The 16,250-nt window shown below is 37.4% G+C and carries 9 protein-coding genes (1 of these 9 cut by a window edge); 4 read left to right on the top strand and 5 right to left on the bottom strand.

From position 1 onward, the window contains the following. From H4V97_RS07780 to H4V97_RS07770, 3 genes are all read left to right on the top strand, one after another. Positions 1 to 6,306, top strand: partial view of a gliding motility-associated C-terminal domain-containing protein gene (locus tag H4V97_RS07780; RefSeq protein ID WP_209549399.1) — the 3' portion only. The gene continues 81 nt to the left of window position 1, outside the view; only the last 6,306 of its 6,387 coding nucleotides appear in the window; its start codon lies beyond the left edge, outside the window; its stop codon occupies positions 6,304 to 6,306. A gap of 65 nt (positions 6,307 to 6,371) precedes the next feature. Further along, positions 6,372 to 7,289, top strand: coding sequence for a type IX secretion system membrane protein PorP/SprF (locus H4V97_RS07775; protein WP_196849496.1), 918 nt, complete (start codon positions 6,372 to 6,374; stop codon positions 7,287 to 7,289). 18 nt (positions 7,290 to 7,307) lie between these two features. Continuing rightward, a complete protein-coding gene (locus tag H4V97_RS07770; protein ID WP_209549398.1) occupies positions 7,308 to 9,176 on the top strand; it encodes an OmpA family protein in 1,869 nt (622 codons plus the stop codon). A 67-nt stretch (positions 9,177 to 9,243) separates the two neighbouring features. On the opposite strand, the gene H4V97_RS07765 is transcribed toward H4V97_RS07770, so the two are convergent. After that, a complete protein-coding gene (locus H4V97_RS07765; protein WP_209549397.1) occupies positions 9,244 to 9,825 on the bottom strand; it encodes a tRNA-(ms[2]io[6]A)-hydroxylase in 582 nt (193 codons plus the stop codon). A gap of 368 nt (positions 9,826 to 10,193) precedes the next feature. On the opposite strand from H4V97_RS07765, the gene H4V97_RS07760 reads away from it, so the two are divergent. Further along, positions 10,194 to 11,447 (top strand): glycosyltransferase, encoded by a 1,254-nt coding sequence (locus H4V97_RS07760; protein ID WP_209549396.1) that lies wholly within the window; start codon positions 10,194 to 10,196, stop codon positions 11,445 to 11,447. 191 nt (positions 11,448 to 11,638) lie between these two features. Here H4V97_RS07760 and H4V97_RS07755 read toward each other — a convergent pair whose 3' ends face one another. From H4V97_RS07755 to porV, 4 genes are all read right to left on the bottom strand, one after another. Then, complete coding sequence (locus H4V97_RS07755; RefSeq protein WP_209549395.1) at positions 11,639 to 13,336, bottom strand: pyruvate dehydrogenase complex dihydrolipoamide acetyltransferase; 1,698 nt, start codon at positions 13,334 to 13,336, stop codon at positions 11,639 to 11,641. Between the two features lie 7 nt (positions 13,337 to 13,343). Beyond that, positions 13,344 to 14,342 carry a pyruvate dehydrogenase (acetyl-transferring) E1 component subunit alpha gene (pdhA, locus tag H4V97_RS07750; protein WP_209549394.1) on the bottom strand — a complete coding sequence of 333 codons (999 nt, stop codon included), beginning with the start codon at positions 14,340 to 14,342 and terminating at the stop codon, positions 13,344 to 13,346. 144 nt (positions 14,343 to 14,486) lie between these two features. Then, entirely contained in the window at positions 14,487 to 14,969 is a 483-nt protein-coding gene (gene cdd / locus H4V97_RS07745) for a cytidine deaminase (protein WP_196849490.1), read from the bottom strand. A gap of 75 nt (positions 14,970 to 15,044) precedes the next feature. Next, on the bottom strand, positions 15,045 to 16,214 hold the full coding sequence (porV, locus tag H4V97_RS07740) for a type IX secretion system outer membrane channel protein PorV (protein ID WP_209549393.1): 1,170 nt from the start codon (positions 16,212 to 16,214) through the stop codon (positions 15,045 to 15,047). Positions 16,215 to 16,250 lie beyond the last annotated feature (36 nt).

Here is a 16,250-nt window from a genome sequence, read left to right as displayed (position 1 = left end):
TTTAGTAATTCAAAAATAAATTTACAGGTTTTATTGACCACTAATTTAGCTGATACGATTAAAAAATCGAATAAAGATCTAAAAACTGCTAAGTCGAATGCTCTTATACCACCTCCAAGGACTACTGCAGGAAGTGCTTGTAAAGAAGAGGCGGATTTGACGGTAAGGGTATTTATGGCTGCATCAGGTGGTAGTGGAGATATAATTGAATGGTTTGATAGTCAAACATCAAATACTGTATTGTTTACAGGTGCTATTTATAGTCCAAGTATAAGTCAAACGAAGACTTATTATGTATGGAGTCATTCTGGCGCTGATTACAGTATAAGGGTTCCAGTAGTGGCTTCCGTATTTGTTGCTCCGCCAGCAGTTACATTAGTTGTTTCTCCTTCTGATAATCCAGTTTGTGAAGGAACTCCCTTAACTTTTACTGCAAATAATGGAGCAGACTTTTTTGAATTTTCAGTTGATGGTGTAGTTGCTCAGCCTATGTCTATAAATAGAACATTTACAACAAATACATTAAAGAAAGGTCAGATTGTTAGTGTTAGGACAAGATATGGAGTTACTTTTGATGGCGTGATAACTGAAAAAGCATGGGGAAAAGGGGTAATGGAAGATAATGTGCTTTCTGCTCCACTATCTTTTAGTGCAACTGATGCGTATGTTAATGCTATTAAAATTAGTGCCACCGAAAAGGATTTAGTATTTGGTTTATCAGGTAAGTTGCAAGGAACTGGAACTATGTTGTTGTTTTTGGATACAAAACCAGGTGGATTCAATTTGTCTAATTTTGGTGATGTTGCCAGTTTATCACCAACTGTGAGAGGTTTTAATTTTTTCAATAAAAATGCAAATAGGTTCGATTCTTATTTCGAGGCTGATTATTGTCTTGTTGTGTCAAAAAATGATTTGGGGACGAACTATCTATCGGATATTATAGAGCTTAGAACAGGGAATTCAATTATAACTCTTCCTACACCTATTCTTGGTGCTAATGCTGCGAATGCAGGAATTACTGATTATGATCTTGGGTTTGAAATGTCAGTTTTGAAAACACAAATTGGTTATACGCAAGGGGATATTAAATTTTTTGCACTTACAATGCAAAATGATATTGTAACAAATTCTTTTTTAAGTCCAGAATTAACGAGTGTATTGGATTATGGAAATGTTGCTATTGATTATAATTTTAGAGATCCAAATCCGGTAGTTGTTTCTGCAGATGCCTTAATTCCTTGTTATAAAGAAGCAAGTATTTCAATTAATTTAGATGAAAAACCTACACCGGCCACAGTCGGTGCCGATCAATATAATTGTACATTAACAAGTGCTCCACTCGGGGCTAATACTCCGATAATAGGTACCGGCGTCTGGTCAGTAACATGGGGGCCAGGTACGGTAATTTTTAGTGCTGTAAATAGCGGGGCATCTACTGCTACAGTTAGTTTAGACGGAATATATGTTTTCACATGGACTATCAGTAATGGGGTATGTCTCAAATCAACAGCTGATATAAAGGTAGAGTTGCATGCTCCGCCATTAACCCCAAGTGCTAGTAGCCAAACCGTATGCGCTTCATCACCTATTCAAACTTTGACCGCCACGGCAACCGCTCAAGCAGGAGAGACAATCGTTTGGTATGATGCTTTAACTGGAGGAAATGTAGTATCGAATCCTACACTAAGTTCAATAGGGACCATAACCTACTACGCGGAATCGGCAAAAAACACCACACCATGTGTAAGTAGCTCCCGAACTGCAGTAACCTTAACTATAAATCCAAAACCAGTTGTACCGGTAAGCGGAGGAGATCAAACGGTATGTGCTTCATCGCCAATTCAAACTTTGACCGCCACGGCAACCGCCCAAGCAGGAGAATCAATAGTTTGGTATGATGCATCAACTGGAGGAAATGTAGTGCCAAATCCTACACTAAGTTCATTAGGAACCATTACCTATTATGCTGAATCGGTAAATAATACAACGTCTTGTGCAAGTGCTTCACGCGTGGCCGTTAGTTTAACTTTAAATCCAACACCAGTTGTTCCAGTAAGCGGAGGGAATCAAACCGTATGTGCTTCGTCACCTATTCAAACTTTGACCGCCACGGCAACCGCTGAAGCAGGAGAGACAATCGTTTGGTATGATGCTTTAACTGGAGGAAATGTAGTATCAAATCCTACTCTAAGTTCATTAGGGACGATTACCTACTACGCGGAATCGGCAAAAAATACCACACCATGTGTAAGTAGCTCCCGAACTGCAGTAACCTTAACTATTAATCCAAAACCAGTTGTACCGGTAAGCGGAGGAGATCAAACGGTATGTGCTTCATCGCCAATTCAAACTTTGACCGCCACGGCAACCGCCCAAGCAGGAGAATCAATAGTTTGGTTCGATGCATTAACTGGAGGAAATGTAGTGCCAAATCCTACACTAAGTTCATTAGGAACCATTACCTATTATGCTGAATCGGTAAATAATACAACTTCTTGTGTGAGTCCATCACGTGTGGCAGTTACTTTAACTTTAAATCCAACACCAGTTGTTCCAGTAAGCGGAGGGAATCAAACCGTATGTGCCTCGTCACCTATTCAAACTTTGACCGCTACGGCAACCGCTCAAGTAGGAGAAACGATCGTTTGGTATGATGCAATAACTGGAGGGAATGTAATATCCAATCCTACACTAAATTCATTAGGGACGATTACCTACTACGCGGAATCGGCAAAAAACACCACACCATGTTTAAGTAGCTCCCGAACTGCAGTAACCTTAACTATAAATCCAAAACCAGTTGTACCGGTAAGCGGAGGAGATCAAACGGTATGTGCTTCATCGCCAATTCAAACTTTGACCGCCACGGCAACCGCCCAAGCAGGCGAATCAATAGTTTGGTATGATGCCTTAACTGGAGGAAATGTTGTGCCAAATCCTACTTTAAGTTCATTGGGAACCATTACCTATTATGCTGAATCAATAAATAATACAACTTCTTGTGCAAGTGCTTCACGCGTGGCCGTTAGTTTAACGTTAAATCCAACACCAGTTGTTCCAGTAAGCGGAGGGAATCAAACCGTATGCGCTTCATCACCTATTCAAACTTTGACCGCCACGGCAACCGCTCAAGCAGGAGAGACAATCGTTTGGTATGATGCTTTAACTGGAGGAAATGTAGTATCGAATCCTACACTAAGTTCAATAGGAACCATAACCTACTACGCGGAATCGGCAAAAAATACCACACCATGTGTAAGTAGCTCCCGAACTGCAGTAACCTTAACTATTAATCCAAAACCAGTTGTACCGGTAAGCGGAGGAAATCAAACGGTATGTGCTTCATCGCCAATTCAAACTTTGACCGCCACGGCAACCGTCCAAGCAGGAGAATCAATAGTTTGGTATGATGCTTCAAGCGGAGGAATTGTAGTTCCAAATCCTACTTTAAGTTCATTAGGAACCATTACCTATTATGCTGAATCGGTAAATAATACAACTTCTTGTGCAAGCCCATCACGTGTGGCCGTTAGTTTGACCTTAAATCCTACACCAGTTGTTCCAGTAAGCGGCGGAAATCAAACCGTATGCGCTTCATCTCCTATTCAAACTTTGACCGCCACGGCAACCGCTCAAGCAGGAGAAACGATCGTTTGGTATGATGCAATAACTGGAGGGAATGTAATATCCAATCCTACACTAAATTCATTAGGTACGATTACCTACTACGCGGAATCGGTAAAAAATACCACACCTTGTGTAAGTAACTCACGTACTGCAGTAACCTTAACCATAAATCCAAAACCAATAGTACCGGTAAGCGGAGGAAATCAAACGGCATGTGCTTCATCGCCAATTCAAACTTTGACCGCCACGGCAACCGCCCAAGTAGGAGAATCAATAGTTTGGTTCGATGCATTAACTGGAGGAAATGTAGTGCCAAATCCTACTTTAAGTTCATTAGGAACCATTACCTATTATGCTGAATCGGTAAATAATACAACATCTTGTGCAAGCGCTTCACGCGTGGCCGTTAGTTTAAATTTAAATCCAACACCAGTTGTTCCAGTAAGCGGAGGGAATCAAACCGTATGCGCCTCGTCACCTATTCAAACTTTGACCGCCACGGCAACCGCTGAAGCAGGAGAGACAATCGTTTGGTATGATGCTTTAACTGGAGGAAATGTAGTATCGAATCCTACACTAAGTTCAATAGGGACCATAACCTACTACGCGGAATCGGCAAAAAACACCACACCATGTGTAAGTAGCTCCCGAACTGCAGTAACCTTAACTATAAATCCAAAACCAGTTGTACCGGTAAGCGGAGGAGATCAAACAGTATGTGCTTCATCGCCAATTCAAACTTTGACCGCCACGGCAACCGCCCAAGCAGGAGAATCAATAGTTTGGTATGATGCCTTAACTGGAGGAAATGTAGTGCCAAATCCTACACTAAGTTCATTAGGAACCATTACCTATTATGCTGAATCGGTAAATAATACAACTTCTTGTGTGAGTCCATCACGTGTGGCAGTTACTTTAACTTTAAATCCAACACCAGTTGTTCCAGTAAGCGGAGGGAATCAAACCGTATGTGCCTCGTCACCTATTCAAACTTTGACCGCTACGGCAACCGCTCAAGTAGGAGAAACGATCGTTTGGTATGATGCAATAACTGGAGGGAATGTAATATCCAATCCTACACTAAATTCATTAGGTACGATTACCTACTACGCGGAATCGGCAAAAAACACCACACCATGTGTAAGTAGCTCCCGAACTGCAGTAACCTTAACTATAAATCCAAAACCAGTTGTACCGGTAAGCGGAGGAGATCAAACGGCATGTGCTACTTCACCTATTCAAACTTTGACCGCCACGGCAACCGCCCAAGCAGGAGAATCAATAGTTTGGTATGATGCCTTAACTGGAGGAAATGTAATGCCAAATCCTACTTTAAGTTCATTAGGAACCATTACCTATTATGCTGAATCGGTAAATAATACAACATCTTGTGCAAGTGCTTCACGTACTGCAGTAAGTCTAACAATAAATGCAAGACCAAATGTACCAGTAAGTGGTGGAGATCAAACAGAATGTACGGATGGAACAATGACTCAAACTTTAACAGCAACGGCAGTTGGTAATTCTATTACTTGGTATACTGCTGCAGTTGGAGGAAGTGTTGTAGCAAATCCAATACAAGTTGGCGTCGGTACGATAACTTATTACGCAGAATCATCAAGCGGAATTTGTCCAAGTTTTACTCGTACACCAGTAACTTTGACAATTGTTGGTGTAGTGCCAAATCCAATCGCAAGTAATCAGACTGTTTGTTCAAATGGAACTTCTACTCAGACATTGACCGCAACAGCAGTTGGTAATAATATTACTTGGTACACAGCTTTAGTAGGTGGAAGTGTAGTATCCAATCCAACACAAGTAGGTGTAGGAACCGTTTCTTATTATGCTGAGTCATCAATTGGAAAATGTCTAAGTGCTTCCAGAACTAAAGTAACTTTAAGTATAACAGCAATTCCTGTAATACCAACTGCAACAATTACCAAGCAACCTACATGTACTAATTCAACAGGAGAAATAAGTATTGTTGCACAAGCTGGTGCTGAGTATAGTATTGGTAGTGGATTTCAAGATAATCCAATTTTTACAAATGTACCATCAGGCAGTTATACAATAAGTGTACGATTTAAAAACAATACTTCTTGCGATGTTAAAGGCGCTGTTCAAACGATTAGACCTATTCCTCAGCAAATTCAATTTGAAATTAACGGAGATTGTGAGGATAAAGATTATGTGTTAACAGCTACTCCGTTATCTAATTCGTACGATCCAAATAATGTAGATTTTCAATGGAAAGACAGTTCAGGATTGATAGTAGGAACAAATTCTAATATTTTAAATGTTTCGAATTTGATTGCTTCTACGTCTGAAAAAGAAATTTTCCCCTTAAATTATACGCTAACAATAATCTCAACTGCAACAGGTTGTGAAACAACAAAAAATGTTAAAGTGGAAACGATCTATTGTAATATTCAAAAAGGAATTTCACCTGATGGTAACGGTTCGAATGATTACTTCGATTTAAGATTATTGGATGTAAAAAAATTGGAAATATTTGATAGATATGGTATTAAAGTGTACAATCAATCGGATTATACAGACCAATGGAAAGGACAATCAAATAAAGGAGAGGATCTTCCAAGTGCAACGTATTACTATGTAATGGAACTTAATAAAGGAGAAACAAAAACTGGCTGGATATATCTAATCAGAGAAAAATAGTAAATTAATTTATTTTTGAAGCCCACCAATATCTTCTGGGCGAATAAAACGAAAAACAAATAGATATGAATAAAATATTTTTGACTTCTCTTTTAGTTCTTATAGCTTATATGGATGTGAAAGCGCAACAAGACCCCCATTATACTCAATATATGTATAATTTGAATGTAGTAAATCCAGCTTATGCGGGCTCTAAGGAAAGTATTTCCTTTGGTCTTTTGTATAGAAAACAATGGGTAAATATCGAAGGGGCTCCAAGCACTTTTACTTTTTCTGGAGATACTCCTGTTGGGAATAATGTAGGGGTAGGATTGTCTTTAATATCAGATAAAATTGGTCCTGTGACGGAACAAAACGTATTTGGGGATTTTTCTTATACATTACAAGTAAATGAAACCGGCAAATTAGCACTTGGATTAAAAGCGGGTGTTTCATTTCATCAAGTGGGTCTAAGAGATATTCAATCTTCACTGCCAGATCCCTCCGAAGGTATTTTTGGACAAGATATTAATGACGCATCCCTGAATTTAGGGACGGGAGCTTTTTATTACACAGACAATTATTATGTGTCTTTTTCTGTTCCAAATATGCTAAAATCGGCGCATTTAGATTATAACGGACGTCAATATGGTTCTGATGTGTCTCATTATTTTTTAACAGCAGGATATGTTTTTGACGTTAATTATGATTTGAAATTTAAACCGTCATTTATGCTGAAATCAGCATTCAATGTGACTCCTTCCTTGGACGTTTCTGCAAACTTTTTGTATAAAGAAAAATTCGAAATAGGTGCTACTTATCGATTACAAGATAGTTTTGGTGGAATGGTGAATTTTGCAGTTACACCAGAGTTGCGAATAGGTTATGCCTATGATCATATTGTTTCTGATTTGAAGGTAACTACTTCGTCCTCCCATGAATTTATTTTGTTATACGACTTATTCACTTCGAAAAAAGTTTCACGTTCTCCAAGATTTTTCTAATATTAAACTTTACAATTAATGAAAAAAATTACTATAATATTGTTTTTTGTACTAACGTGTATTTCACTAACAGCACAAAATAAAGATACGAAGAACGCAGATAAACTTTTTGGCTCATACGAATATGCGTCTGCTGCTAAGGAATATCTGTCCTTAGTTGAAAAAGGAAGTTCTGATTCTTATGTTTACAAACAGCTAGGAGATTGTTATTATAACATGTCTAATACAGTTGAAGCAGAAAAGTGGTATTCAAAAGCCATCGAGTCTAAACAAGATGCAGAAACTCACTACAATTATGCTCAGATGTTAAAGTCAAATGGTAAATATGTCGAATCAGATGACCAAATGAAAGTATTTGTTGTGATGTCACCTACTGATAGAAGAGCAATAGAATTCAATAATAATCGGGATTATCTTGCCAAACTAAAAAATAAAGAAAAATTATTTGATGTAAATAAAATAGCATTGAATTCTGAAAAATCTGATTTTGGTGCTGCTCTATATGGCAACGTAATTTATTTTGCAAGCGCAAGGGACGAGACTAATAAAGTTTATGGTTGGAATAACGAACCTTTTTTAGATTTGTATGAGTCAAATTATAATGAAGTAGATGGAACGTATTCAGAACCGACTGCAATTTCAGAATTAAATACTGTATACCACGAAGGTCCATTGACAATGACCAAAGATGGAAACACTGTTTATTTTTCTAGTGAAAGTTTTAATGAAAAACTATTTGTAAAAGATAGAACAAAAAAATTAAAATTCGGACAAGTAAGTCTATTTAAAGCTGTTAACGACAATGGAAAATGGACATCAATTACTCCGCTTCCATTTAATAGTAAAAATTATTCTACTGGTAATCCATCTATAGACAAAGAGGGTAAGACTCTTTATTTTGCTTCAAATATGCCGGGATCAATTGGAGGTACCGATATATGGAAAGTAGCTGTGAATGTCGATGGTAGTTTTGGAACTCCGGAGAATCTTGGTGACAAAATAAATACGGTTGGAGACGAGAATTTTCCATTTATATCTGATGAGGGTATTCTCTACTTTTCTTCAAATGGTCTAATGGGTTTTGGTGGTTTAGATGTTTTTTATGCGGATTTAAATAAAAATGAGACGCCAACTAACATGGGAAGTCCTGTCAATACAGAAAAAGATGATTTTTCATTTACGTTTAATAAAGATAAAAATATAGGGTACTTGTCTAGTAATAGATCAGGGACAGATCATATTTATAATTCAATTCCTGTTTGTAAATCAGAAATGTCCACAATCGTAAAAAATTCTAAAACTGGTGCTCTTTTAGCTAATTCCAGAGTGGTTTTTTTAGATGCTGATAAAAATGTTTTAGACACTAAAACAACGAATGATCAAGGAGAAGCGTTATATAATACAAGCTGTCAAAACCAATTTTCGATTAATGTTTACAAAGATGGTTTTGTAACTAAATCATTTCCACTCGCTAAAATTGAGAAAGGAAAACAAACTATGGAAGCGCTTATTGATCCAATTGAAATGATAGTTACGGAAACAGAAATTATTTTAAAACCAATTTATTTTGATAATAACAAAAGCGTGATTACGCCGCAAGGCGCTGCTGAATTGGATAAATTGGCATACGCGATGTCTCAAAATGATAAATTAGTCATTTATATTAAAGCACATACTGACTCGAGAGGTACTGATGAATATAATATAGATCTTTCACAAAGAAGAGCCAATTCTACAGTTCAATATCTTATTTCAAAAGGAATTACCGCGGATAAATTATCAGCAAAAGGATTTGGAGAATCAGAACTGAAAATTGATTGCAAAGAGAATTGCACAGAGGAAGAACACGCATTAAACAGAAGGTCTGAATTTATGATTGTTAAATAATAGTTACTGAATAAAAAAAGGGATGTTCGAAAGACATCCCTTTTTTTATTCCATTATTTTAAAACTTTTACCCGTGTACGGTTTCGTTTTTTCCGTAGTTTATAATGATTGAAGTTTCAAAATCAATCCATTCTTGCCAGCGTTTATCAACGTCTACATTATCTGCATATTTTCTGGCAAAGCCAAGAAAAGTGGTGTAATGTCCCGCTTCCGAAATCATTAAATCACGATAGAATTTAGCGAGTTCCGGATCTTTTATGTTTTCTGAAAGTACTTTAAAACGCTCGCAACTTCTCGCTTCAATCATGGCCGAAAACAATAGACGCTCCGCCAAGGCATCTCTGCGACTGCCGTCTTTTTTCATGAATTTGAAAAGCTCATTCACATAATGGTCCTTGCGTTCCCGTCCTAAGGTTAAGCCTTTGCTCTTGATTAAATTATGAACTAATTGCAAGTGATCCAATTCTTCCTTTGCAATAACTAATAATTCGGTTACCATTTCCTCTAACTCGGAGTTGTAAGCTATTAAACTAATGGCATTTGATGCCGCTTTTTGTTCACACCAAGCATGATCCGTCAAGATTTCTTCAATGTTTGATTCGACTATATTTACCCAACGCGGGTCTGTGGCTAATTTTAATCCTAACATGATATTGCAATTTATTTGGGTACAAAATTAGTGTTTTCTACCAGATTTTTATTGGTTATAACTGAAATGCTTAATGAATTTGCTTTTAAATAATTTGGGCGTGCCAGCACTAAAAAAATGGCAAAATCACAAAAACCGTTTAGCCATTTTTTTAGTGCTGTCGGGCAATCCGTTGCAAGTCCTCGTCCCGTCTTCGCTTCGCTGCGTCGGGACTCCGGGCTTTTCACTGCTGTCCCTCACGCGGATTAGCATAAACAACACTGTTTTTATTCCAAAAAATGATTAAAATTTGACTGCGACATAAAATTTAAAAACAAATTATCTGCCGAAATCCCATCAAAATAGTATTATTTTGCATGCATAACTTTATGCAAATTTTAAATCAAGTGCAACAACTTTTAATTATTGGTTTTGTGTGGCCTGAACCCAATTCGTCAGCGGCAGGAGGAAGGATGATGCAATTAATTTCGCTTTTTACAGAGCAAGGATTCAGAATTACATTTGCAAGTCCGGCAATGGACAGTGATTTCATGGTTAATTTAAAGGAATATGGTGTTGACAAGAAATCAATTACTTTAAATTGTTCTAGTTTTGATGTTTTCGTAAAAGAGCTAAATCCCGATATTGTTTTGTTTGACCGTTTTATGATGGAAGAACAATTTGGTTGGCGTGTTGCCGAAAATAGCCCAGATGCCATACGATTATTAGACACCGAAGATTTACACTGTTTGCGATTGGCGCGCCAAAAAGCATTCAAAGAAAATCGTATGTTTCAGACTACAGATTTGTTTGTTGAAGAAGTAGCAAAACGAGAAATTGCCAGTATTTTGAGATGTGATTTATCTTTAATGATTTCTGAATTTGAAATTGAAATGTTGACTTCTGTATTTAAAATCGATGAAAATCTATTGTATTATTTGCCTTTTTTATTGGAGCCAATTAATGTTACTGCTTTCGAAGAAATGCCTTCATTTGAAGAACGAAACGGTTTTGTTTTCATTGGTAATTTTCTTCATGAACCCAATTGGAATGCCGTTCAATATTTAAAAGAAACCATTTGGCCACTTGTTAGAAAACAATTACCTATAGCTGTTTTAAATATTTATGGTGCGTATCCGTCCCAAAAAGTGTTGCAATTAAATAACCCAAAAGAAGGTTTTTTGATCAAAGGCCGTGCAGAAAATGCAAACGAAGTTTTCCAAAAAGCCCGAGTTGTTTTGGCGCCTTTGCGTTTTGGTGCTGGCATAAAAGGAAAATTGTTGGAAGCCATGCAATATGGTACGCCCAGTGTCACCACAACGATTGGTGCTGAATCAATGCAAGATAATTTGCCCTGGAATGGTTTTGTCGAAGATAACCCGCAACTTTTTGCAGATAAAGCGGTAGTACTATATCAAGATAAAAATACTTGGCTTCAAGCTCAAAAAAATGGAATGGATATTATCAATACACACTATCTAAGAATATTATTTGCGGATGATTTTAAAGAATATATACGAAGCCTTCAAAGTAATTTACCGCAACATCGTTTGAACAATTTTATGGGCGAATTGTTGCAACATCATACTTTAAAAAGCACGAAGTACATGGCGAAGTGGATTGAGGAGAAGAATAAAGAGTAATTGATATATTCACAATAGTTTCGCATGAAGGATGGAAGTGATATCCTTTTATGGAATGCAATGGAATAAAAGATATAGCGTACAGCCTGACCGCGCTGTAACGATAGTGGAAGCGGGGACATGCCCAAAAATAAAAAACCCGTCTTGTTCTGAGAAACGAGACGGGTTTTGGCTTTATACAGAATCAGTGCTTATGCAAGCATAGTCACTGGGTTTTCAATATATTGTTTCAAGGTTTGTAAAAACTGAGCTCCAGTTGCGCCGTCAATTGTACGGTGATCGCAAGCCAAAGATAACATCATTGTATTTCCTACCACAATCTGACCGTCTTTAACCACTGGTTTTTCTACAATTGCGCCTACAGATAGGATAGCAGAATTCGGTTGATTAATGATAGAATTAAATTCAACAATCCCAAACATTCCAAGATTAGAAACTGTAAAAGTACTTCCTTCCATTTCAGTCGGTAATAACTTTTTATTTTTAGCTCTTCCGGCAAGATCTCTTACGCTTCCGCCAATTTGAGTTAAACTCATCGCATCTGTAAATTTCAATACAGGTACTACTAATCCATCTTCAACAGCTACGGCTACTCCAACATTCACATGGTGATTGATGGTGATTGCATCTTCTTTCCATTGAGAATTTACTTTTGGATGTTTTTTTAATGCCATCGCACAAGCTTTGATAACCATATCGTTAAAAGAAACTTTGGTATCCGGAATGCTGTTGATTATTACTCTTGACTTCATTGCTTCATCCATTGTAACTTCAATCGTTAAGTTATAATGAGGTGCCGTAAATAAAGATTCTGCCAAACGTTTGGCTATGATTTTTCGCATTTGCGAATTTTTGATCTCTTCAGTGAAAACTTCTCCGGCAGGAACAAATACTTTTGGTGCAGTTGAAGTTTCCGCTTTTGTAGTTTCTTTTGGTTGAGCTGCTGCAGCAGGTTGGCTAGCCGATGGTGTAAAGTTTTCGATATCGCTTTTTACGATACGTCCATTTTCACCAGACCCTTTTACCTGTGTCAATTGAATTCCTTTGTCACTCGCAATTTTCTTTGCCAATGGTGATGCTAAAATTCGTTGTCCTTCAGTTGATGCTTCTTGAACAATTGGTTCAGTCTCTTTTTCTGTTGAAGATGTTTCTTTTTCATCTTCTGCTGCAGGAGCCGCTTGTGACGCTCCGCCAGTTTTGTAATTTGCAGCAATTCTGCTAACGTCAGTTCCTTCAGGTCCGATAATCGCTAAAAGACTATCAACAGGAGCCGAATTTCCTTCTTGAATTCCAATGTATAATAAAGTTCCTTCGTTGAAAGATTCGAATTCCATAGTTGCTTTATCGGTTTCGATTTCAGCTAGAATATCTCCTTCGGCAACTTTATCACCTACTTTTTTTAACCAAGTTGCGACAGTTCCTTCAGTCATTGTGTCACTTAAACGAGGCATAGTAACCACTACAACTCCTTTAGGAAGTGATTCTGATGTTGGCGCTGCTGCTGTTGGCGCTGCCGCTGCAGGAGTAGCAGTTGTAGTTTCTGTCTTTTCAGCTTCGGCTTTAGGTTCAGCTGCAGTTTCTGCAGAAGCAGGTTTTGCTTCTTCCGTTGCAGGAGCAGTCTTTCCTGTTATCAAAGCAGAAATATCTTCGCCTTCATTCCCTATGATTGCAAGTAAAGAATCTACTGGTGCAGTTTCTCCTTCTGGGATACCAATATATAAAAGAGTTCCTTCATTGAACGACTCAAATTCCATTGTTGCTTTGTCAGTTTCAATTTCTGCAAGGATATCTCCTTCGCTGATTTTGTCACCTACTTTTTTAAGCCAAGTCGCTACCGTTCCTTCCGTCATCGTATCGCTCAAACGAGGCATTGTTATAATTGTTGCCATAATTGATTTATAATTTGTGAGGTAAAAATGGATAGTTTTCTTGGTCGTATACTACATCGTATAATTGTTGAATTTCAGGATAAGGAGATTCTTCGGCGAATTTTACACATTCTTCCACTAAATCTTTAACTCGTTGATCGATTGCTTCAATTTCTTCTTCTGTAGCGTAATTTTGATCTTTAATTACATCTAAAACTTGTGTAATTGGATCAATTTTTTTGTATTCTTCCACTTCGTCTTTTGTGCGGTATAATTGTGCATCGGACATCGAGTGACCTCTATATCGATATGTTTTCATTTCAAGAAATGTTGGTCCATCACCACGACGAGCTCTATCAATCGCTTCCGTCATTGCTTCGGCAACTTTTACAGGATTCATTCCGTCAACTGGTCCACAAGGCATTTCGTATCCTAAACCTAGTTTCCAAATATCCGTATGATTAGCGGTTCTCTCGACAGATGTTCCCATTGCATAACCGTTATTTTCTACAATAAACACTACCGGAAGTTTCCATAACATCGCCATATTAAAAGCTTCGTGTAAAGAACCTTGACGCGCTGCACCATCACCAAAATAGGTCATAGTAACTCCGCCAGTTTCAAAATATTTATCTGCAAAAGCTAATCCCGCTCCTATGGGAATTTGTCCACCTACAATTCCGTGTCCACCATAAAAACGGTGTTCTTTTGAGAAAATATGCATCGAGCCACCCATTCCTTTTGAAGTTCCGGTAACTTTTCCCATTAGTTCTGCCATGACACGTCTTGGATCAACGCCCATTCCTATTGGTTGAACGTGATTTCTGTAAGCAGTAATCATTTTGTCTTTCGACAAGTCCATTGCATGTAAAGCGCCTGCAAGAACTGCTTCTTGACCATTATATAAGTGTAGAAATCCTCTAACTTTTTGTTGAATGTATAATGCTGCAAGTTTGTCCTCAAACTTTCTCCAAAGCAGCATGTCTTCATACCACTTTAAATAAACCTCTTTTGTAACTTCTTTCATTTGGATTGTTTCTTTTGCTTAAGAGTTATTGTGTTATCAATTCGTACCTATAACGCAAAATAGTTTCCTCACACAAATTTGCGAAAAGCAAAAATAAGACATTACAACTAAGAAGTGAAATTTATAGGCTAGTTTTTGGGTTTTTTAAAGGAATTTTTTGTCAAACATAAATGGAAGTAAATTTTTTAACGATGCCGATTTGTATACTTGGCCTTCTTCTCCCATAAAGTATATTTCTATTGGAGTGTCTTGTTTTATCTCATATTCTGCAATAGATTGTCGACAAGAACCGCACGGAGGAATTGGGGTTGTCGTTTTATTAGTGTCTGAAGCGGCAGTAATTGCCATTTTTAAAATTTTTGCTTCTGGATAAATTGATCCCGCATAAAAAATAGCGACACGTTCTGCACAAAGTCCTGAAGGATAAGCGGCATTTTCTTGATTTGAGCCTTGTATAATTTTTCCGTTATCTAAAGCTAAAGCTACGCCCACTCTAAATTTTGAATAAGGTGCATATGCTTTTTTTCTTATTGCAACGGCTTCTTCCATAAGACTGTGGACGTCTTTTGGCAAATCATTAATCGAATCGAAAACGGTAAATTGAGTTGTTATGGTAATTTCTTTCATTCTTTTTACAGGAAAAAAAATCCAAATTTCATGATGTTGAAATTTGGATTTATAGTTGTTATAAATTTATTATTACTAATATTCGTCATACTTCTCACCAAAGTTGAAAGTAAGTGAAAATCTAAGTGTGTTTTCTAATGGGTTTTTTACTTTTGAAGCGGAGAATAAATAAGACACATCTACTTTTACGACATTATATTTAAATCCTGCTCCAAGTGAGAAAAACTGTCTAGCTCCTTTTTGCGGGCTTTCGTGAAAATATCCCATACGCATTGCAAATGAATCCTGATAGAAATATTCAGCACCGGCTGCATAAGTAAATTCTTTAAGTTCTTCGCTGAAACCGTCGGGAGCATCACCAAATGATTTGAAAACACCGGAAACCCAACCAATTCTGCGGTAGTCTTCTAAGTTTTGTGCTCGTTCTTCAGCGGTTATAGTTCCATCTCCATTTAAATCTGGATTTTGAGGTGTTGGGACTAATAGCTTATTGAATTCTATATTTAAAGCCACTTTGTTATAGTCATCTAAGATAAAGTCAAATCCAGTTCCAATTTTTAAATTGGCAGGAAGAAAATTGGTGCTAAATTCAGAATTATCATAGCTTATTTTTGGACCCAAATTTTGAAAATTAAATCCGCCTCTCCATCTTCCGTTAAAATTACTATAAGCTATTTCCTCCGATTGGTAGAAACCTGCTACGTCAACTGCAAATGAGGTTGCCGGTGATGCATCTCCATTATCTGTTGCAACTTTTAAACTGGAATGAATATATCTTCCTGCAACGGCCATTGAAAATCTTTCACTCAGTTTTAATGAGTAAGATCCATCAAGTGCAAATTCGTTTGGAGAAACTATTCTAGGTACTTCATCAGGATTGCCGGTTTCACGAAGTTCGATGTTCCCTAAACCAAAATAACGCAGGCTTCCTGCAAACGCACTTCGTTCATTAAGTTTGTTGTAATACGTTAATTGTCCCAATGAAATATCATTTACCAAATCGGTAAGGTAGGGAGTGTAACTAATAGAAAAACCCTGTTTGTCTGTCGAAAATGCATATTTTGCTGGATTCCACTGTTGTGAAAAGGCATCAGCGGAAGACGACACTCCAACATCGGCCATACCTGCTGCTCTAGCATCGGCAGAAACTAATAAAAACGGAACCCCTGTTGTTATGACTCTATCTTGCGCTTTTGCAAGAAAAAGTGTAAAAAAGCAGATAAAGAGTAAAGCTATTTTTTTCATTTTTATTTAAAAATTGATTGGACAAATATAATATTT

Origin of the sequence: Flavobacterium sp. CG_23.5, assembly GCF_017875765.1 — a bacterium.
GTDB lineage: Bacteria > Bacteroidota > Bacteroidia > Flavobacteriales > Flavobacteriaceae > Flavobacterium.
Note: the sequence above shows the minus strand (reverse complement) of the source record. Positions and strands in the feature narration are given on the sequence as shown.

What these genes read in the sequence shown, in the direction of transcription:
- H4V97_RS07775 (WP_196849496.1), top strand. Translation starts at nt 6,372, where the DNA reads ATGAATAAAATATTTTTGACTTCTCTTTTAGTTCTTATAGCTTATATG.
- H4V97_RS07770 (WP_209549398.1), top strand. Translation starts at nt 7,308, where the DNA reads ATGAAAAAAATTACTATAATATTGTTTTTTGTACTAACGTGTATTTCA.
- H4V97_RS07765 (WP_209549397.1), bottom strand. Translation starts at nt 9,825, where the DNA reads ATGTTAGGATTAAAATTAGCCACAGACCCGCGTTGGGTAAATATAGTC.
- H4V97_RS07760 (WP_209549396.1), top strand. Translation starts at nt 10,194, where the DNA reads ATGCAAATTTTAAATCAAGTGCAACAACTTTTAATTATTGGTTTTGTG.
- H4V97_RS07755 (WP_209549395.1), bottom strand. Translation starts at nt 13,336, where the DNA reads ATGGCAACAATTATAACAATGCCTCGTTTGAGCGATACGATGACGGAA.
- pdhA (WP_209549394.1), bottom strand. Translation starts at nt 14,342, where the DNA reads ATGAAAGAAGTTACAAAAGAGGTTTATTTAAAGTGGTATGAAGACATG.
- cdd (WP_196849490.1), bottom strand. Translation starts at nt 14,969, where the DNA reads ATGAAAGAAATTACCATAACAACTCAATTTACCGTTTTCGATTCGATT.
- porV (WP_209549393.1), bottom strand. Translation starts at nt 16,214, where the DNA reads ATGAAAAAAATAGCTTTACTCTTTATCTGCTTTTTTACACTTTTTCTT.